Genomic DNA, 20,154 nt, shown 5'->3' with positions numbered 1-20,154 from the left:
CCGCACCGGCGGAGGAGAACCATCTTATCTTAATTTTTGACTGCCGCCTGCATCACCTCTTTGAATTTATCCATCGGGCAAAAACCATCTGCATCTGTCGGGCAACCGCTTAGCGCGAGGGTGACACGCTGCGGCGGCGCATCCAGAGTCAATTTGTCCGTATTGCGGATCTGTTTTGCGCTTTGATAAACATACTCAATCTTCATCAACTCACGATTGCCTTTCTCATCATGCCAGCGCTCGAAGACAATTTTGCCGCCGATCGGCGTGCGCTCATTCTGATCGTGCAGTTCATAAGGTTTAAAATCGAGTGCGGTTAATAGCGAGCCAATATTGGAATCGTGTCCCACCAGCAGGGTAATTTTTGGCGTTTTATCCGCCTCTTTGACCAGCGCATTATCAATATATTTCACCAGCGGCGCGGCCACGTTGCGTGCTACTTCCGGCGAAGTAAACAGGCTATCCTGATAGCCGTTTTTCAGACGAGAAAGCACGCGCCACTGCTCGTCGGTTTTTATCTTGCCCCAGGCCACCTGATCCAGCGGAAAACCTTCATAGTATTGCAGCGTAAAAGCGTCTACCAGCGAGTTACCCACTTTCAATGGCCCGGACACGCCCGGCTCCGCCTGATATTTGGCGCTAAAGGTATCTTTTGGCTCGGTCAGCGAACAGGTCTGCTTCTCTTTACAGGAGGGCGAGTCTTTATAATCCACAATTTGCTCCAGCAGCTGGTAGCTTTCAGCAAGCTTCATCTGCTGACGTTCTTTATCCATCGCCGTGGTCGCCGTCTCTCTAAACGCCTCAGAATTATCGGTGATCACCGGGTTAAACGTGGGATCCATGGTACCCATTTTTTCCTGATGATGGACCGGCATATCACAGCCGGGAAAGGCGCCGGTAATAAAGAACTGGGCCGTGGCCACGGTACGTTGCAGGCTGTTGGCATACGCATAAACGGTTTCCGGGGCCGGACATTCACCGGAGGTCACCATTCCCTGCTGCGCCAGCCATTCACGCATATAGTGGCCCATATAAACCTCAAGGATGCCGCCTTTAGTCGTGAGCTGACCGCCTGGTACATCCCACTCCGGCCATTTTTGTGGCGTCGACTGTTCCAGCACGCTGCCGTTATTGGCAAGCGGGGCGCGCAGATTGTGGCGGCTCATGATCAGAACCTGCTGGAGCGTATAGCCTTCCGGAGTAGTTTGCGCCTGCGCGCCGCCTGCTGCTAACAGCGATCCCGTGACCACTGCTGCGAGTAATGTTTTTTTCATGCCCTGCCCTCAATGTTAAGCGTGGGTTAATTGTGACAAATTTATGACACACAGCGATGAGATGGCGGGATTACGGTGGCGATTCTGTGACAGAGCGCATATTCAGGGCGTAAAAAAGGCCGCCGTGGCGACCTTGCGGTTTACTTTTTCTCAGGAGTCGGCTGTTTATCACCCGATTCCGGGGCATTGTGCGGATCGTCTTTTTCAATAGTTTGCATAGTTTCTCCTTCGAATGAATCTGGAAAGAGTAAGTATAGACTATCGCCAGACGAGCCTAGTTGCATTTGCCGGTGGGCGCTTTAACAGGTCCGCACTCACCATAGCTAATAATCACGTAGCCTTTATCTTTCATACAGCTTTCAATGTTCTTACGCCGGGCGACAACGGTCTGGAGCGTCTCGCCCGGTTTCGCGGTAGACGGGCTGTAAGACCCATCGTCCAGGTTGGCATTTTTATCGATCCCACAGCTATACAAATCGGCTTTGCGCTGAGCCGTATCGGTGTTGCCGATGGTTGCAGGTTTCTGGAACGTTTGTGCGTAGTTCACAAACTGATAGTCCGTTGAGTCCATATTCCCCACCGCGCAGCCGCTCAAATTAACGATGCACAGCAGCAGAAGCGCCTTGAGCAGGCGCCTTGTGAATAAATACGTCATTAATTGCATTCTCCGTTAGGCGCTTTAAGTGGGCCACATTGATCATACCCTAATGCAACATATCCTTTGCTTTGCATGCAGCGTTTAAGCTTATCGTCTCGCGCGGCAACCTGCTGCAATGTTTCACCGGGTTTAGCGCTACTGCCATTCCATTTGCCGTCATCAAGATTAATATTTCTGTCAACGCCGCAACTATACATATCTTCTTTACGCTGTTGCCTGTCGGTATGCCCGATGCGATCGGCTTTCTGATAAGTTTGCGCATACGGTACGTACTCATAATTTGTTGAGTCCATATCCGCCACGACACAGCCAGAGAGAAGGAAAACGATGGATATCAGAGCAGCTGTTTTCATATTTTCATCTCTCTAGTGGCTATTATTAAAAATAAATTGTAGCAATTCCGGCGAAACCAGTTCGCTCATCGCAAACGGTGTTGCCAGAGGAATTGCGGCAATGGTCCAGGTTTCAGCGGCAACATTGGTTAACGGGCCGCGTCCACGTGTAGTATTGCCTAAATCATCATAGAAGCCGGGGAGCTGTCCGCCGACCAGATCGTGGGTGCCCGCATAGCTTTCCACCAAATCATCAAAGAATCCGCCCGACTTATAGCCGAAGCCTGCCATCAGGCCGCCATCGCCCTGGAACCCGCCGGTGGCACCAAACAGCCCCTCGCCCTCTTTTGACTCCAGCAGAGATTGAAATGTCGGATGAGCATCATCGCCGGTGTACTGCACGCGCCCATCAGGATCTAGTATGAGCTGATGGTTCTCATCGGTCAGACAACGCGTATTGCCGTCGCCGCAAATCGCATCCAGCCCCACGCGGACACCGCCAGCTTTGATACCGTCATAAAGACCGTCGCTGGGACCCGTGACATTATTGATAACGTTTCCTTTTTCATCCAGCACGCCCGGGAACAGCATAGAGTTCTTGATGGTTTCTTCACGCATTTTGGTCGCCGCAAGCGCCAGCGTACCCTGAGTGACTGCGGTATCCGGCGAACCAGCGACGACACCCACCAGCGTTTGCAGGAAGCGACGCTGATACTGTAGCTTGTAGATTTCAGCCAGCGCCTCATCCTGCTTCACTTTGTCGCCGCTTTTCAGCGCCGCCTGCAAGTCTGCCCGCGCTGCCGCCTGCTTATCATCCACGTATGAACTGATCTGCCGGTTCGCATTCTGCTTAAAGTCTTTAGTCACCTTAACCTGAAGATTCAGCTCTTTAAACACCTTGTCTTTATCAAAATTATTTTCGATATAACCTGCGTTGGCGGCGGCGTTTTCTGTGGTGATATCGGTTTTGATCTCTGCCAGAGTTTGATCCACGGTTTTGCCGGTCAGACGCTGCTGGGCATCGGCGTCGTTTATCGTGATATTCGCCGTGTTAATGCCGCTACGGGTAACCGAGCGTTCACTGTCGCTGTCATGACCGATGCCGAAGGACAGATCTTTCTGTAATGAACCATAACCCGTCGCCAGTTGCGTATTACCGTCTTTGTCGGTCACCGTTTTGCTGCTCTGCGCCGTGGCGTGCTCACCCAGCCCCAGGTCGGCGTTCATGCTCATAGAGCCACCCAGCCCGATGCCGGTTCCTTCGTATTCGGAATGGTTGTTGATGTCGCTCCAGGTAAGGGTGCCGGTGCTGAAGCGGTTTTTGCCCGCCTGCTCGGCACTCTCATTTGAGGTGATCAGACCACCCTTCAGGTTAGTCAGATCGTTAATATCAATCTGATAACCGTCGTCACCGGCAAAGATCCCCGACTGTTCGGCGACCGAGGCATAATCGGCATCCACTTTCGATTTGCTGAAATTGCCCGAGGCCGCAAAGCCGTAGCCCACTGTGACCTGACCACCCATATCGGTTTGCTTGCCCTCATATTTCATGGTGTCCTGAAGGCTTTCGATATTCAGATTGTCGGCCACGATATCGACACCTTTACCCAGCACCTGACCACCGCTTAAGGTGGTGTCGCCCCCGCTGATAATCTGCGTCTGGCTGTCCATATCACCGACGTGGCTGTTACGCCAGGAAACCTCGTCGCCGTCACCATAACCTTTGCCTTTGTTCGCGCCCGCCGTTACGCCAAAGGACGCGCCGCCTTCGCCATAGCTGACGGCGATACCGGCGTTCCAGCCGCTGGATTTATTATCCGAACGCTCGTGGCGTTCCTGCTGCGCAGCGACAATATTGACGTCGTTATCGGCCTGAAGCAGCGTGCCTTGTTTACCGCTGACGTCCGAGCCAATAATATTAATATCAGAGCGTTCACCGCCGCGTGCGACCACCACCGCTTTTTGTCCGGCGTTAACCTTGCTGGCCAGCGCGCTGGTGCTGGTGGTGTCCTGGGTGCTGCTCTGCTTGCTTTGCCCGTAGGTCAGAGACACGCTGACGTTCTGCGCCACGCCCTGCGCGCCGTTTTGCATCACGCCCTGGGCACTGTCCATCATCGCATTCGCCGCGCGCGCGCTGTCCCAGCCGGCGTTAGCCGCGGCCAGCATGTTAATGCGATCGTCATTACTTTCACCGACGCGTTTCACCGATGCGGCAGCGGCTTCCAGCGCCTGGATCACCGGTACGTTAACCGCGAGGGTAAAGCCTTTCTGCTCCACCGCATGTTTGTATTGTGAAGCGTAGGTATCCTGCGCGGCTTCGATGGTGACGTTTTTCCCTTCAATTACCACGTTGCCGTTCGGTGAGGAGACTGTGCTGCCGGTCTGACGATAGTTATTGCCCGCCACCAGCACGGTATCGCCCTGTAGACTGCCGACCAGCGAACTCTCGCCGCTCTGCGCCTGGCTGGCCTGTTCAGTCGTCTCTTTGCGTGAACCGACAGTAAAGCCAATACCGCCAGATCCCATCAGGCCGGATTTTTTCTCCTGCTTGAGGTGCGTTTCGTCGTTACGGCCCGCCATACTACTGATGGTGAGATCGTTGCCCGCTTTCATCGCCACATCACCGGTACCGGCAATACTGCTGCCGATCACCCCGATATTATTACCGGCAACCACTTTCACCGTGTCGGCGCTCAGTTCACTGCCCTGCACCGTTTGACGATCGATCGTGTCGCGGGTGGTCGTGGTTTTTTTCGACAGCCAGCTGCTGCTGCCGGTCACTTTATGCCGCTCATCGAGATCAGTCTCGTTGAGCACGCCGCGAATATTAACGTCGTTGCCGGCATTCAGGTTCAGCGCCTGTTGTGAGGTCATCGATGAACCCTCGACATTGATATTTTGCCCGGCGGCAAGCGCAGTATCGCCCTGGGTTTTGATCTGCGTCCCGACGCGATCGACCCGGCCCTGATTCAGGGTATTGTCTTTATCCCATACCAGATTATCGCGGCCCGAGGTGGTAACGGTGCCAAGATTGATATCGCGGGCGGCACCAATCTGCGTCTGTCCGTTTTCCCCGCTATTAATCACCTGCGCGCCGGTCAGATTAACGTCACGACCCGCTTTCAGCGACAGCTTGCCGTCGTCGCCCTGCACGTAGATGCCGGACACGCTATCAATAGTGGTGCGGGAGAAACGGTTCTGACCTGCCGCACTTTCCGCGCTGCGGGTAGTGCTGGTGGCGTTAATATCCCGCCCGGCATTCACCAGCAGGCTGTCGGTGCCCTGCAATACGCCGCCAATATTATTCACATCGGTGCGGGCCGTCAGGCGCGCATCCGCCGCCTGAATTGTCCCCGCCTCGTTAGTAATATTATTGGCGTCCAGTTGCAGCACCCGGCGTCCGGCGATGGTGCCGCGGTTGAACAGGTCGCCATCAAGTTTCATCACCACGTTGTTGCCAGCGATTAATGCTCCGGAACCGCTGATATCGCCCGGTTTTACTTTGGCATACACCTGCGGCATCAGCACCGACTGCATAGAGCCGTCAGGCATTTTTACCTGGGTATTCACCAGCCAGACGATATCGCCGGTCAGCAGCGACATCTGCTGCGGCGTCAGCGCCACGCCAAGCTTGAGCGAATACTGTTTGCCGAACGCCACCCCGGAATCCATCAATGCTTTAAACTGCTCTTCATCGCTGGTATAGCCTTCGAGGTAACGCTGCCCGGTCAGATCGACGATTTGCTCGCGGATCAACCGCTGCTCGTAGTACCCGTCGCCCAGACGTTTAAGTTTGTTGTCCTGATCCTGGCCAAGCGCGTCCTGCATGTAATCACTGCCGAGCCACGCTTTCTCATTAGTAAAGCGCGGATCGGTTTCCACCAGATACTGTTCGCTGGCGGCCGGGTTGATTTTAAACAGACTGTTGTCCGGCAGTTGGGTATTTGGCCCAACAATACGAATACTGTCTTCACCTGGCTTCACGGTAAACTGCTGGCCCGGCGGCGGCGTCACCGGCTCGCCGTCAGAAACGGTTTGCTGCCACGGGGCGTGCACACTGGCATCCACTTTGCCGGTTACTGCCCCGGATTGCGCAATCGCTACGTCGGTACCCTGCGCGGTCAACGGCGCAATCGTCACGTTACTGCCCTCAACGGTACCCTGACTGACGATCTGCCCCGGCTTCAGGGAGATCGACTGGATCACCGTTGGCGGCACATAAGCGGTACGATCGCGACCCTGCTCATCCGATCCTTTGTGACGGATACGGTAATAGTGGGTCACCGTGCCGACATCCGTGGTGTGACGCTCGCCGTTAACCGCATCATTGATGGTTTTCTTGATACCGTCGGTCATCAGGGTTCCGCCGGCAATGACCTGGCTTTTATCATTAAACAGTTCATCGGCGACAATCGTCATATCGCCACCGGCGATAATTTTCGCCGGATCGGTTTCCTTGATGCGTGTCTCTTCAACAGTACGGTTGTAATCATACTGGTTGAAGTTGTCGTTGTTCGCGCCAGTATCGTCCGGGGTATTCAGGTTGCGCAGGCGATCGGCGGAGTTTCCGTCAACGAAAACACCTTCAGTGTTCGCATTCCAGCGGGTCGGTGAACCGCTGTGCTGATATTCGCGGATCTGCTCCTGTGAGACCGTCACCAGCTCGGTAGAAAAACGGTCGTTGACATTGTTGATCTGCCCGGCGGTGATCCACATGCTGCCTGCCGATTCGATGGTCGAGCTGTGATTGTTGATAACACCCACGCGTCCGGCCACGTTACCCTTGTCATCCAGCTGGCCGCCGATCGCCATATCGCCGCCGCTGTAGACCAGGGCGTGATCATAGTTGTTCAGCGTGCCGGTGCCGATATCCACCCGCTCGCGCCCGGCCAGCGTCGCCGCTTTGCCGTCTGCCGCCAGATTATTAAAGGTGACGGTGTTAATGCCGATGGCGTCGCCGTAAATGCGCCCGGTGCCGATATTATTCAGGGTATTGGCATCAATGCGCGTATAGCTACCGTCGATAAGCCCGTAGTTGGTGAGCGTGCCGCTAACATGAAGACGGTTTTCCCCGGCGTTGATTTCGCCGCTTTCCGCATTGCTCAGGCTGCCGCCGTGCAGATCCAGCGTTTTCCCGGCCAGCAGTTTTCCGCTGTTGCTGATGCTGCCCGGCGTGGTCAGGTGCAGGGTATTATTGGCAATCACTGAGCCGCTGTTGTCCAGGGCGCTTTGAGTGTTGAGGTTCAGATCGCCGAGCGAGAGCAGATCGCCGTCGCCGCTGACGCGCTGCGCGCTGATATCCAGCAGCTCACCGGCTTTTGCCACCCCGCCGGTATTCACCAGATCCAGCCCGGCGCCGGTCAGGATCAGGCTACCAGAGGAGGCCAGCGCACCACCAGTGTTGTCCAGCAGGCCGCCATTAGTGATGGCCAGTTTGTCATTCGCCAGCACGGTGCCGCGCTGATTGTTTAGCGTACCGGTGGTGAAGGTGATGGTATTTGCCTCCACGCCCTGATTGCTGCCCTGGGTATTGCGGTTATCGACACTCGCGGCGTTGACCGTCAGGTCTGCCCCGCTGCGGATAAGTCCCGAGACGTTATCAATCGCCCCTTTCGCCGCGTCGAGCAGCAGGTCGCCCACCGACTGAATTTGTCCGCCGCCGTTTTGCAGGCCGCCGCTGCTCAGGGTGGTATCCTGCTCCCCGATGATGCGGCCGCCGCTGCGGTTATCAAGGCTGGTCATTCCGGCATCGAACGCGCCTTTCGCCGCCAGGGTGCCGTTCTGGTTGTTCAGCGCCCCGCTGCTGAGGGTCAGCGCGCCGAGGCTGTTGAGCGTGCCGTCATTATTGGTAAAGGCGTGTCCGGCAGTGTCCAGCGTTACGCTGCCGCCCTGCATCAGGCCGGACGTATTGGTCAGCGTGCCGTCCAGCGCCAGATTCAGCGCATCCGTGGCCACCAGTTCGCCGGCGGTGTTATTCAGGGTGCCGCTGTTAAGCGTGATATCTTTCGCCGAGAGCAGGACGCCGTCGTTGTTCGCCACGCTGTCGGCGGTGAGAGTCATATCGCCGAGGCTGGTGATGCCGCCGGTATCGCCGCTGCGACGGTTGCTGAGGGTGCCGGCCGTCAGGCTGAGCGCGTCGCCGCTCTGGATCAGCCCGCCGTCGTCGTTATTAATATTTTCTCCGCCCAGCGTCAGCACCTGCTGCGCGGCAATCTGGCCTGCGCGGTTGTCCAGCGACTGCACCTGAATATCTGCCGCGTTGCCGCTGACCAGCACCCCGCGCTGGTTAGCCAGGGTGGCGGCATCAAGATCCAGCGCCTTGCCCGCGCCGATTACCCCGCGGGTATTATCAAGCGCGGCGGCGGTATCAAGCGCCATATCGCCGCCGGATTTCAGCGAGCCGTCGACGTTAAGGAGTGTCTCCGCACGGGCGGTCAGCGCCTGCTCCGAACCCAGCTGGCCCTGGCGGTTATCCAGGGTATCGGCGGTGAGGCTGAGACCCCCGCCGCTGACCAGCACGCCCTTGCGGTTATCAATATCGCCCGCCGCGAGGCTCAGCGTGCCGCCGCTGCTGATGCCGCCGGTGGAGCCGCTGTCGCGGTTGGTTAATGCGGCGCCGGGGGTGTCGAGCCAGCTATTGCCTGCCGCCTGGATCAGGCCGGCGGAGTTGTCCAGCCCGCCGCTGTCGATGCGCAGGTCGCCCTGCGAGAACAGCGTGCCGGCGGTATTGGTCAGGGGGCCCCCATGCGTCTGTACGGTGGGGCCGCTAGCAACAATTTCGCCTGACTTATTATCGAGGCTGGCGGCATCCAGCGTCAGCGCGCCTGCGCTTTCCAGACGACCTTTCTGGTTGCTGATATGACCGCCGCTGATAAGATCCGCCTGGCCTGCGGAGGCAGAAATGAGGCCTTCATCGTTACTCAGGGCACCGGCGCTGAGACGCACGTTGCCGCTGGCAGCCAGCGAGCCTTTACTGTTGTCCAGGTCGCCACGGATGTCGGCGCTCAGGCTGCCGTTCTGCGCCGCAATAACGTCTCCCTTGCGGTTATCCAGCGACTGCGCGCGCAGCGTTACGTTACCGTTGGCGGCAATCTGCCCCTCGCGGTTATTCAGTTCACCCGGTAGATCCAGCGACAGATCGCCGCGGCCGGTCTGCACGAGACGGCCTTTCTGGTTAGAGAGGGCATTCGCCTGCACGCTCATCGCGTCGGCATTGATGGTGCCGCCGTCGTTGTTCAGCAATTTACCGCTGCGGGCGGTCAGCTGACGGGAACTGACCAGCGCGCCGGACGTGCTCAGATCGCCGTCTCCGGCATCGAGCATGACGTTATCCGCCTGCGTCTGGCTGCCGCTCAAATCGACACCCTGCCCGCGCGCGCTGAGGTTTCCCCCCGCCAGCGTCTGGCCGTGTGCGGCAAGCTGCCCGTCGGTGCTGAGATCCAGATCGCCCTGCGCACCCAGTTTACCGTCATCCTGCACCCCGGCGGCCAGTATGCCCTGTTTTGAGCCGGTCAGGCTGGCGGCCTGCACGCGGGTGTTATTGCGCGCCACCAGCGAGCCGCGGTTGTTCAGCTCGCCGCCGCTCTGTACGCTGGCGTTATTGCCTGCATATACCGCGCCGCTGTTATCCATACCGCCGGTCACAGCAATGTGCGTATCGCCGCTGGCGCTGATGTTGCCGCTGTTCTCAATGCGGCCGTCGGCGGTTAGCGTGACGTTGCCCGCCTGCGCACCAATATTCCCGGCGTTGCGTACGCCAACCCCGCTTTCAGTGCCGACCATGCGAATTTTACCGGCGTACATCCCGCCGAGGCTGGCAACATCCAGCGCCATCTGCGGTCGCGTGGTCGGGTCGTCGCTGGTTTTAGCGATCTGCTGATGATCCGCATCCACCTGGTTTCGACCGGTAGTCACGTTTAGCTCGTTGGCCCACACCCCGGCGTTCACCTTAACCGAGCGGGCAATAATATCGGTGTAGTCGGCACGTGAACTGTCCAGCCCCTTGCCGTCAATGTGGATTTCACCGCGTTCAACGTTATAGCCGGTGAGCTGCCCGTTGTTCATCTGCGGCTGGCCGGTGGTCAGGGTACCGCGGTTGGCGTTAATAAAGCCGCAGCCGTCGCAGCTGATGCCTGCCGGGTTGGCAATCACCACCTGCGCTTTTTTTCCCGCCACTTCGACATAACCATTAAGGCGGCTCGGATCGCGGGAGTTTACTTCGTTAAGAATAACTCTGGCCTCGCCCTTGCCGAGCCACGGGTTACCCGCCACCATGCCGCCCAGTTGCGTCTGAACGTTTTTATGCGAGTTATTCAGAATAACGCCCTGCTGATTTACATCGAACTGGCCGTATTTATTGTGTGACACACCTGCGGCGGACGGGGTCTGAATATTAACCTGCGGCGTACCGTTGGCGCTGTTGATAATGGTCGGCTGCTGATTTGCCGGTGCGCCGCGGTCGGCCACCACGTTAGCGTGGACCGGCTGTATCACGCCCATCGCCAGCCACAGGCTGAAGCTTAACGCCCCCACTTTACCGATAAGGCTGCTCAGCGTATGTCCGGTGCCGGACCTGCGCGAGGAGGAAGCCCGGCCCGAGCGGGCGATATCCGCTACCACCATCAACATACCGCGCGCTTTGTTGAAGACGATACGATACAGGTTCTTGTTCATGGATATTTCCTTGTTAAGCTTCCGGCAGATCTATCGCCAGCGGGTGCTCGCGTCGCCAGTGTCGTGCGGCTTCACGGCTGACCCGCGTGCCATGAAAATTCATTACCCGTTTTCCGCGCTCCTGGCCCCGGTGCCAGAGCGATCGCGCGCAGCCATCAAGGAAAACCTCTTTTTGCAGCAGGCGATACATCTCGCGGGTATGACCAAACGGCGCGATCCAGTCGCAAAACCACATCCGGTCACCGCTGTCCCAGTCTTCTTCCGGCATATGAATCGATGCGCGGGTGAGAAAGCGGGCTTCTGATTCGGGATTGAGCCACGCCCAGCTTAAAAAGAAGACTGGCCGTTCGTGCCGGGAGACCAGTACATACTGGCCACGTTTGATAATGGGCAGCAGTAGCGTTGGCAGGGCGTGCAGGGGCGCATCGCGGTGCATCGGCGAGTGCATCCACAGCCATACCGTTGCGCCGAGCACTTCGGCTTCACTCACCTGTCCGCCCAGCATCAGCGGGGCTTTAATGTCATACTCGCCAACGCGCATCTGCGGCTCCTTACCAGTCCCAGTTAAGATTAAATCCGAGGGTCAGATCGCTGGTATCAAAGCCATCCGGTTTCGAGAATGGCGTTCCGGCAAACATGTCATAGCCGGTATTAAAGGCGTAGCCACGCAGGCCCGCGACGCCACCCGCCATGTGTTTGCCGACCAGATATTCCGATCCGGCACCGCCCACTTCGCCGTAGTCCGCGCCGAGGTAAAATTCCTGCGACGGCAGCGGCGTGCTCCAGCCGATGTCGTTGCGCACATACCAGCCGTGGCTGGCGTTCAGCGTGCGCTCGCCGTCAAAACCGCGGACTGTCCAGCGGTTGCCGATGGCAAACTGATCCTGCGGCGTGAGCGGCGTATTGCTCATCTGGCGCTGGTACTGCACGTTGTAACGGAAGTTCTGCGTGCCGATTTCAAAGGGCACGTTAAGCTGAGCGTTAAATTGCAGGATTTTACTCAGCGCGGTGGCTTCGTCGAAATACTCTTCAGGGGCCGGCGTTGCGCCGAACCAGCGCGTCCCGCGCTGATAACTCACCCCGGCGTCCAGCGTGGACTGACCGATGTAATGGCGGTGCTGCAAACCAAGACGCCATGCAGAGGTCTGACGGCGCTGAACGTCGATTTCGGTGTCGTCAATATAGCTGCGGGTTTTACGCACCAGCACGTCATAGGTCATGGTGGTTTTCTGCGTGCCGCTGCGGTGCAGGACGCGGCTCAACTGGACATCAAGATTTTTACTTTTGCCGCTGTAGCGATAGTCTTCACTGGCGCCGGCGACGGTCTGGTGATAGTCGTAATCGTTGCCGGTCACCGACAACATCCAGTAGCCGAACGGCACGGAATAGTGACCGGTGTAGTTTTTACTGCCCTTACCGCCCTCACCCTGTAAATCATGAGATGCGGAAAAATAGAGTAAATCACTGAGCGAGAACGGATTATCAAGAGAGAGGGTTAACCCGCCCTGATAGCGCCCGGTGGCTTTGGTACCGGCATCGTCCAGCGACGCCCCAATACGCCACATTTTTTCCTGCTTCCAGCTCACGGCGATGTCGCTTTCACCAGGCTGCTCGCCGGGAACAATCTCCATATCTGCCTTAACGGTGGGCAGACGCTGCAGGTTTTCCAGCCCCTGTTCAATATCACGCAAATCAAGCAGGCTGCCTTCGCGCGGTGGGAAAGCGCTGTAGAGCTGAATGTAACGATCGCTGTCCGGCGTTAGTTTTACATGACGTACATAGCCCGGCACCAGCACCAGGGTTAACACGCCGCTGTTTAAATCCTGCGACGGGGCCAGCACGCGGGTGGTGATATAGCCGTGATCCACCAGCCGGTTTTGCAGGGTGCTCATCAGCAGATTAATGCCCTGTGAGCCGAGGCACTGCCCTTCAGCTTCTTTCCCGAGATGCTGGATTGGCAGCCAGCGCGGCAGTTTTTCTTCGCCGCTCAGCACCACATGCTTGATCGGGAAGCAGGGTGTTTCAGCCGGGTAGTTAATACGACCAAAACCAGAAGATGGCGGCGACAGGCGCACGTCAGGGGTGGGCGGCGTTAATTGCTGCTCCAGCGCACGCTGGCGCTGCTGCTGAATAATGACCTGCTCATCCGCCCCGGCAATGCTGTCGGCGGCGCTGACGACAGGCGTCAGAAGCAGGCCGGTCACGGTGAAAAAAGCGTAGCGTGATGCGATTCGATTACAGGCCATCTGACGTTCCCTGTGATGTAAGGAAATAGTGATTAATGTTAATTTCTGTAAAATTTGAACGCATTATCCACGTCAGGCCATGGGCAACAATTACCAAAATTTATAGGTAGCAAGACGCTTCCTCTGGACTGGGCGCAACCGGATATTTTTATAATAAATATATAAAACAAATAGTTAAATAATTATCCAGGGTATAAAGCCTCCTCTGATGAGCGATTATTTTTTCATCAAAAATAAGATTTTTGCTTAAAAATAAGATTAATCTCAGGGTGACAACCAGGGTTTTATAGGCCACGGGCGATGTATCTGAATGTAATTCACTCCGCTCGATTTGCCTGATTTCGCCCCAGGGCAACGATGAATGTAAAAATCCCGGCTCAGGAGCCGGGATTTCAGATGGTGCAGCGTTCTTTAACGACGCCCGTCACTAGATTTCAATAGAGGGCAATCGGCGGCGGGACCATGAGGCCGGCTGTGAAATGGCTTTTGCCATCGCCGCGCCAATCTCCGCGCAGGCGGTGATCCCCTGAACAAAGGGCCTGTCGTGCATCAGATAAGGCAGTGCGCCAAACGCAATGTGGCCCCGGGCCAGTTCAGGCTCCTGCAACGTATAATCTTCTCCCACATCCGGAATATCATCCCCCGTTTCGAGAAGCTGTTTACGCAACGTCGGAAACGGCAGATCTTTGGTTTTCAGCGCCTGCTGCCCGCGAGCATCAATAAAGACATCAAACGTCCAGCTATTTTCCCCGCTGAAGATCCGGGTCTGATTTTCCCCGACCTGCATGTCGTAATCCTGACCGAGCGCGAGAATGTTAATTAATCCGGCTTCACGCAGCGCCAGCAAACGACGAATTGATTGCGACGGGATCGCCGCGTAATTGTCGATAAAAATCCGCGCCAGGCCCGATGTGAAACGCTGAACATCCTGCTCATTTAGGTGTGGAACGATTTCTTCTATCTGCTCATGCAGGCGCAAAATAGTGTAGCGCCAGGCGACCGTGCGCTTATCGCGCTTGTTGCGTTCCACTTCATTAAGATTGACCTGCGCCCAGCGGAACGGATCGTACTTTTTGCGATCGGCAAACCATGCTGCATTGATGGTATCGGCCGTCAAAGTATTAAGCCCGATACGCTGACTCCAGTACGGATCGGCCTGCTCGAGCTCCTGCACCACCAGCGCAAAAACGCGGTCCAGCAGGCCGTCTGAGCCTGCGGCTATCGCCTGCTCAATAACCTCAGCGGTGGCCACGTTTAGCGGTTCATAGGGAATAGGACAGTAGAAATCGGCCTCCGGCAGAACCCCCGAGCGCGACATCAGGGTAATATTGAGCGCCTGACTGCGGGCATCCCGTCTGAAATGAAGCTGGCCGTCATCAGATTCAAAAAACTCGCCGTGCTGAACAACGACTGCCATCGCCGCATCAATACCGCTTAGCGAGGTGCCCATGATGCCCACATTGCAGGCTCTGATGTTGGCTTCCATCAGCCCTGACCAGGGGCTGGGGAAAAACGTTCGGGTGCAGGTACTGTCATCAGGCCAGACGTGACCGGTGGCGATCACCGCGAGGTCAAAGCGCTCGGCGACAGGTTCATTTTCCACCCATAGCTTCACCCCGGTCTGCGTGGCTTCCAGATCGGTAACCTGACAGGATTCATGGATATTGACCTCGAACCCCTGCTCTCTTGCGCTGGCAACCAGTTGGATAAACTGATCGCGAAAATATTCACCGAGTAAAATGCGCGGCAGAAACTGACGGACATGTAGCGAGTTGCGATCCACGCGATAGCGGGCCAGGTGCGCTTCATCCTGCTCGCGCAGCCAGTCGATATAGGTTGAGAAAATAGGCGGAATTTCAATACTGGCAATATTGGCCAGCATCATTTTTGAATTGTCTTCATTGCTGTAGGGCATTCCTACCCCCGCTTCATCTGACTGTTCATAGACAGTAATAGACAGCGGAACTCTTTTTTTCAGCAGCGAGAAAAACGTATATATGCCCGTCGGCCCTGCGCCCACAATAGCGATCTTTTTCATGAATAATTGTCCGATGTGTTTTCGATCATCTGTATGCAGGAAGTCTGTGCGTGTGTACACACACGGGTTGAAGAGTCATTGGGAAACCCTTCCCTGTAGAATACAGTGTGGTCGAAAACGCTTAATCAGCAACCCTGTGAGAGAAAGATCGGCGGCACGGCGGCAAACAGTCGTTGATACTGACTTGCAGCCTGTTGCCGTTTGCGCATACAAAACAGAGGCTAATGGCCCTCCCGATGATAATGATCCCATGCGGCCTGCATCGCAGCCCCCTGAATCACCGGAAATTTAAGATAAGTGAGTACCGACTCCAGCGCGCTCAGGGTGGTCATTACGCACGCTTTTTGGGCGTTATAGCCCATTGTGCCAATCCGCCAGACTTTACCGTGCAGTGGACCAAACGAGGTCCCAATTTCGATGCCGAAATCGTCGAGCATCAATTGACGCACCCGATCTCCGTCAATGCCCGGCGGAATAAGCACGCCCAGCACGTTGTTCATTTTGTGCCGCACATCACCAAAAATGTCCAGCCCCATCGCCTGGATGCCGTTACACAATGCCTCGCCGTGGAGTTTATGACGCGCAATGCGGGTTTCCAGACCCTCCTGGAGGATCAGCCGGGCGCATTCGCGTGCGCCGAACAGCGCCGTCGTGGCTTCGGTATGATGATTAAGGCGCTCCGGTCCCCAATAATCCATTATCATGCCGAGGTCGAAATAGTTGGAGTAGATCATCTCATCACTGCCATCCTGATGGTTCCGGGTCCGGATGCCCTCTTCAACACATTTACGCTGGCGGATAACCTCTTCCATCCTGGCACTCAGGGTAACAGGCGACGTGCCGGAAGGGCCGCCAAGGCATTTCTGCATTCCCGCCGACACCGCATCGAGCTGCCAGGCATCGGTTTCGAGCGCATTACCTCCCAGCGAGGCCGTCCCATCCGTGTAAAAAAGAACACTGTGCCGGCGGCAAATCTCGCCCAGATCCGCCAGCGGCTGGAGCATGGTCGTGGACGTATCGCCGTGCACCGTTAACAGCAGACGTGGACGAACCTGCTTAATGGCATCTTCTATACGATCCGGGGTAAATACTTCACCCCACGGCACGTCGATGGTATGCACCTGCGCCCGACAGCGACGGGCTATTTCGCACAGCAACTGACCAAAGCGGCCAAACACCGGGACCAGAACCTTATCGCCGGGACGAATCGCAGAAACCAGAATTGCTTCAATTCCGGCGCGCGACGTCCCGTCAATCAGCAGCGTCCAGCGGTTTTGCGTACGAAACACGCTCCGGTACAGGGCCATCACCTCATTCATATAGTGGGTCATCGCCGGATCGTACTGACCAATGAGCTGACCAGACATCGCCCGCAATACGCGTGGATCGGCATTAATTGGCCCCGGTCCCATTAACAGGCGCGGCGGCGGATTGATTTGCGGAAACTGGCTGACGTCCATTTATCATCCTTTATGGCGAAGGGTGGGATTGTGGGCACTATATCGCTAAATGCCTTTTTGAGGTAACAACGATACAGAGTCGCCTGGGCTATCTTTGCAGATCCTTGATTTCGCTAACAACTGGCGTCGCTAAGATCGTATAACCTGTGCGGCAGGAAAGCATGAGTGCGCGATGGAGAATCGTTGATGCTAAAAATGACTGTACTGGTTGAAAATCGCCTCTCGCCGCGCGCCGTGGCCGGAATACGCCCGCGGGCAGGTTTGAGCATTCTGCTGGACGACGGCGACCGTCGGATCCTTTTCGATACCGGGCCTGATGACACGTTTATTCATAACGCCAGGCTGATGCAGGAGCCCCTTTATAATCTGGATGCGGTAATCCTGTCTCACGGTCATTATGACCATTGTGGCGGCACGGGCGGGCTTCATGCAGGAACCCGAATTGTCTGTCATCCCAGGATTGTGCAGGAGAGGTATGCGTGCATCAGGCTTCCTGCCAGGGCCATACCGCTCAGGAAACTGTCTCTGCCGCTTGATTTCAGCCGACTTGACCTGGTCGCTGATAAAAATCCCCGGCAGCTGGGGACGCGTTTTGTCTGGACAGGGGAAATTCCGGTAAAACAACCGGTGGTGTATGGCCTGACTGATGTGAATGCCGGTACACCCGATTATATCTGCGATGAGGGCGCACTCATCTGGCGATCGTCTCGTGGTCTGGTCATCATTACCGGCTGCGGGCACCGCGGTCTGGAGAATATCGTTCGTCACTGTATTACTATTACCCAGGAAACCCGGTTATATGCGCTTATTGGCGGCTTTCACCTTCGTGCGGCCTCGCCGTTAAAACTCATCAACCTCAGGAGATACTTGAATAATCTGAATCCTGAAATAATCATGGGATGTCACTGCACGGGACCGTGGGGAAGATTATGGCTCAGGGATAAATACGCGCTTTCCTGCGGCGATGTCTTTACCTTTGACGACTCGCGTGCGTCGGAATGAACGCAGCACCGGCGCTACCCACCAGCATAGCCAATGTTAAAATAGTGCAGGAATCTCTCCGATCGAAATTCGGAAAAAAATTCAGACATGATGACTTTATCGAGATTGTACTGCCGGGTCAGTCTTCCCGCCTCAAGCGCAGCAAGTTTCCTCTCACCCGTTTTCTTTTCCAGCTGATAGCAGTAACCCAGCACCATACCGCGTATGTAGTCATTGCAAAATTTAGCGGGGACCGCAGCCGGACAGGGGCCAGCCAGGTTGTACCCGTTCATCAGACCTTTTCCAAAATGATTGTTCATCATACCTACCCATTCGTTATATAAATTATTATATAACGCTTCACAGCGTTTTTAAACACCTCTCTAGGGTTACGGTCTGCTGTAGGGAGAAGCAGCGATGCGATGCGCCATCAATACATTCGCGCTATGTCACCGGACAAAAGCAAAAAGGGGTTACCTTTCGGTAACCCCTTTTCTTATTTGGCGGAAGCGTAGAGATTCGAACTCTAGAACCCTTTCGGGTCGCCGGTTTTCAAGACCGGTGCCTTCAACCGCTCGGCCACGCTTCCTGTTGAGGCGCAATATAAACATCTCGGTGCATCGTGTAAAGCACTAATCTGTTCGTTTGCCTTAAAAATCACCAAAATGTTGTTAATCGCCTGAAATAACAGCACATTGGCTAGATAATCAGCAGTAATGCTCCCTGATACGCTTAATGTTTTTTGATGTAGAGATCTTTAGTGAACAACCGGCCCTGGTTGTCCGGCGCAAAACCGCCCACCCACGGCTTCACCAGATACGTACGCACATAGTGATAGACCGGAATAGCCGGAACATCCTGGCCCAGAATATCTTCGGCCTGCTGATAATAGTCGCCGCGTGCTTTCAAGTCCGTGGCCTTCGCAGCATTGACCAGCGCCTCGTCATACGCTGGATTGCTGTACTTACTGGTGTTCTCGCTATCGTGGGTACGGAAAGTATTCAGGAAGGTGGTAGCATCATCATAATCGGCAATCCATGCGTAGCGCACTACATCAAAGCTGCCGGTATGCATCGCGTCCAGCATGGTTTTCCACTCCTGGTTCTGGAGTTTGACCTCGACGCCAAGATTTTTCTTCCACATTGAGCTGGCGGCAATCGCGATGCGTTGATGACTCTCCATCGTGTTATAGAGCAAGCTGAAGGTTAACGGATGATCGGGTCCAAATCCGGCTGCTGCCAGCAGTTTTTTAGCTTCATCAAGACGCTTTTCGCGCGGCCAGTGAGCATATTCCGGCCCCTGTAACGTTACACCGCCAATCTCCGGCTGGCTTATAACCCATGCCGGGCGCTGCCCCTGCCCCAGCACTTTGTCCGCAATAATATCTTTATCAAGAGCCATGTTCAGCGCCCGACGTACGCGCGGATCGTTAAACGGCGCTTTCTGGGTATTAAACTGGTAATAATAGGTGGCTAACTGCGGCGAGACGTGAACCTGATCGCCGAGGGTCTTTTTCAGCTGGGCAAACTGGTTTAACGGTATGGTGGAAGTGATATCAATTTCGCCCGCGCGATAGCGATTGACGTCAGCAGTCTGCGATGAGAGCGGCAGATAAGTGACTTTATTGACGATCGTTTTTTTATCGTCCCAGTAGCGTGGGTTACGCTGCGCCACAATGCGTTCATTAACAATCCATTCTGAAAGGGTATACGCGCCGCTGCCGATAAAATGTTCGGGTTTCGACCATTTGTCGCCAAAACGATTAATCAGCACTTTATCAACCGGCACCATCGAAGGATGCGCCAGCATGGCAAGAAATGATGCATTAGGCTGGGTTAGCGTGACTTCAAGCGTGGTGTCATTTATGGCTTTCACGCCCAGCGTGTCCGGCGACTGTTTCCCCTGCGCGATTTCAGCGGCATTCACAATATGCATATTGCCGGGGTAGCTACCATAGGGTGACAGGGTTGCCGGGGAAACCAGTCTTCGCCAGCTATATACGAAATCGTGAGCGGTGATCGCTGTCCCGTCTGACCATGTAATGCCAGGACGTAAATGAAAGGTCCAGACGGTATTGTCTTTATTGTCCCAGCGTTCGGCGAGATGCGGTGCAATGGAGCCATCATCTTTGACCCCCACCAGCCCGTCGAACATATCGCTAATAAGGTTAAATTCGACGTCACTTTCTACTTTATGCGGGTCAAGAGAGGCAGGCTCGCTGCCGTTATTTCTGACGATCTCCTGTTGTGCCGCAAGTTCAACGCCCGGGGGCACACTGGCGGCAACTACGCTGCCGCTGAGGGCCAACAGACTTGTCGCAAGTATCGTATAGTGGAATGTTTTATTGCTTATTGGATTCATTTCCTTTGCCTCATCAAATGGATACAACTGACACGCTCTCTCCACTCTTATCGGCTGTTTGCAGGCGGCGCAACTGTTTTAAGTGACCTATAAGATATTGATCTCATCCGCCGCAGAGATCGTTAATTGAT

11 protein-coding genes and 1 tRNA gene are annotated in these 20,154 nt (G+C 55.6%); 1 reads left to right on the top strand and 11 read right to left on the bottom strand.

All coding sequences use genetic code 11. From position 1 onward, the window contains the following. Positions 1 to 29: 29 nt before the first annotated feature. The 8 genes from agp to AC791_RS09800 all read right to left on the bottom strand — a co-directional run bounded on the left by agp (position 30) and on the right by AC791_RS09800 (position 16,681). On the bottom strand, positions 30 to 1,274 hold the full coding sequence (gene agp / locus AC791_RS09835; protein WP_049840271.1) for a bifunctional glucose-1-phosphatase/inositol phosphatase: 1,245 nt from the start codon (positions 1,272 to 1,274) through the stop codon (positions 30 to 32). Between the two features lie 274 nt (positions 1,275 to 1,548). Further along, a complete protein-coding gene (locus tag AC791_RS09830) occupies positions 1,549 to 1,929 on the bottom strand; it encodes a hypothetical protein (RefSeq protein ID WP_072094325.1) in 381 nt (126 codons plus the stop codon). Continuing rightward, positions 1,929 to 2,285 (bottom strand): hypothetical protein, encoded by a 357-nt coding sequence (locus AC791_RS09825; RefSeq protein WP_049840270.1) that lies wholly within the window; start codon positions 2,283 to 2,285, stop codon positions 1,929 to 1,931. The genes AC791_RS09830 and AC791_RS09825 overlap by 1 nt, the downstream gene beginning before the upstream one ends. 12 nt (positions 2,286 to 2,297) lie before the next feature. Further along, positions 2,298 to 10,937: a hemagglutinin repeat-containing protein gene (locus AC791_RS09820; protein WP_049840269.1), complete on the bottom strand. Its 8,640-nt coding sequence runs from the start codon at positions 10,935 to 10,937 to the stop codon at positions 2,298 to 2,300. A gap of 13 nt (positions 10,938 to 10,950) precedes the next feature. Then, on the bottom strand, positions 10,951 to 11,478 hold the full coding sequence (locus AC791_RS09815; protein WP_049840268.1) for a toxin-activating lysine-acyltransferase: 528 nt from the start codon (positions 11,476 to 11,478) through the stop codon (positions 10,951 to 10,953). A 10-nt stretch (positions 11,479 to 11,488) separates the two neighbouring features. Continuing rightward, entirely contained in the window at positions 11,489 to 13,183 is a 1,695-nt protein-coding gene (locus AC791_RS09810) for a ShlB/FhaC/HecB family hemolysin secretion/activation protein (protein WP_077264621.1), read from the bottom strand. Positions 13,184 to 13,610: 427 nt separating this feature from the next. Further along, positions 13,611 to 15,221, bottom strand: a complete 1,611-nt coding sequence (locus AC791_RS09805) for an FAD-NAD(P)-binding protein (protein ID WP_049840267.1) — start codon at positions 15,219 to 15,221, stop codon at positions 13,611 to 13,613. A gap of 221 nt (positions 15,222 to 15,442) precedes the next feature. After that, complete coding sequence (locus AC791_RS09800; protein ID WP_049840266.1) at positions 15,443 to 16,681, bottom strand: pyridoxal-phosphate-dependent aminotransferase family protein; 1,239 nt, start codon at positions 16,679 to 16,681, stop codon at positions 15,443 to 15,445. Between the two features lie 186 nt (positions 16,682 to 16,867). Here AC791_RS09800 and AC791_RS09795 point away from each other — a divergent pair, with 186 nt between their 5' ends. Continuing rightward, the gene (locus AC791_RS09795) at positions 16,868 to 17,683 is read left to right on the top strand and encodes an MBL fold metallo-hydrolase (protein ID WP_077264620.1); all 816 of its coding nucleotides are present in this window, start codon (positions 16,868 to 16,870) and stop codon (positions 17,681 to 17,683) included. 14 nt (positions 17,684 to 17,697) lie between these two features. Here AC791_RS09795 and AC791_RS09790 read toward each other — a convergent pair whose 3' ends face one another. The 3 genes from AC791_RS09790 to AC791_RS09780 form a co-directional block, all read right to left on the bottom strand. Continuing rightward, on the bottom strand, positions 17,698 to 17,982 hold the full coding sequence (locus AC791_RS09790) for a DUF2623 family protein (RefSeq protein ID WP_049841583.1): 285 nt from the start codon (positions 17,980 to 17,982) through the stop codon (positions 17,698 to 17,700). A 181-nt stretch (positions 17,983 to 18,163) separates the two neighbouring features. Then, positions 18,164 to 18,251: transfer RNA gene (locus AC791_RS09785), tRNA-Ser, on the bottom strand. 143 nt (positions 18,252 to 18,394) lie between these two features. Beyond that, positions 18,395 to 20,023: an ABC transporter substrate-binding protein gene (locus tag AC791_RS09780; RefSeq protein WP_049840265.1), complete on the bottom strand. Its 1,629-nt coding sequence runs from the start codon at positions 20,021 to 20,023 to the stop codon at positions 18,395 to 18,397. Positions 20,024 to 20,154 lie beyond the last annotated feature (131 nt).

Source organism: Klebsiella sp. RIT-PI-d (assembly GCF_001187865.1).
Taxonomy (GTDB): domain Bacteria; phylum Pseudomonadota; class Gammaproteobacteria; order Enterobacterales; family Enterobacteriaceae; genus Superficieibacter.
The sequence above is the reverse complement of the archived record's forward strand: the minus strand, read 5'-3'. Positions and strand labels throughout refer to the sequence as shown.

Bases quoted from the DNA above. Each gene is read 5' to 3' on its own strand.
- agp (WP_049840271.1), bottom strand. From the start codon at position 1,274: ATGAAAAAAACATTACTCGCAGCAGTGGTCACGGGATCGCTGTTAGCA.
- AC791_RS09830 (WP_072094325.1), bottom strand. From the start codon at position 1,929: ATGACGTATTTATTCACAAGGCGCCTGCTCAAGGCGCTTCTGCTGCTG.
- AC791_RS09825 (WP_049840270.1), bottom strand. From the start codon at position 2,285: ATGAAAACAGCTGCTCTGATATCCATCGTTTTCCTTCTCTCTGGCTGT.
- AC791_RS09820 (WP_049840269.1), bottom strand. From the start codon at position 10,937: ATGAACAAGAACCTGTATCGTATCGTCTTCAACAAAGCGCGCGGTATG.
- AC791_RS09815 (WP_049840268.1), bottom strand. From the start codon at position 11,478: ATGCGCGTTGGCGAGTATGACATTAAAGCCCCGCTGATGCTGGGCGGA.
- AC791_RS09810 (WP_077264621.1), bottom strand. From the start codon at position 13,183: ATGGCCTGTAATCGAATCGCATCACGCTACGCTTTTTTCACCGTGACC.
- AC791_RS09805 (WP_049840267.1), bottom strand. From the start codon at position 15,221: ATGAAAAAGATCGCTATTGTGGGCGCAGGGCCGACGGGCATATATACG.
- AC791_RS09800 (WP_049840266.1), bottom strand. From the start codon at position 16,681: ATGGACGTCAGCCAGTTTCCGCAAATCAATCCGCCGCCGCGCCTGTTA.
- AC791_RS09795 (WP_077264620.1), top strand. From the start codon at position 16,868: ATGCTAAAAATGACTGTACTGGTTGAAAATCGCCTCTCGCCGCGCGCC.
- AC791_RS09790 (WP_049841583.1), bottom strand. From the start codon at position 17,982: ATGAACAATCATTTTGGAAAAGGTCTGATGAACGGGTACAACCTGGCT.
- AC791_RS09780 (WP_049840265.1), bottom strand. From the start codon at position 20,023: ATGAATCCAATAAGCAATAAAACATTCCACTATACGATACTTGCGACA.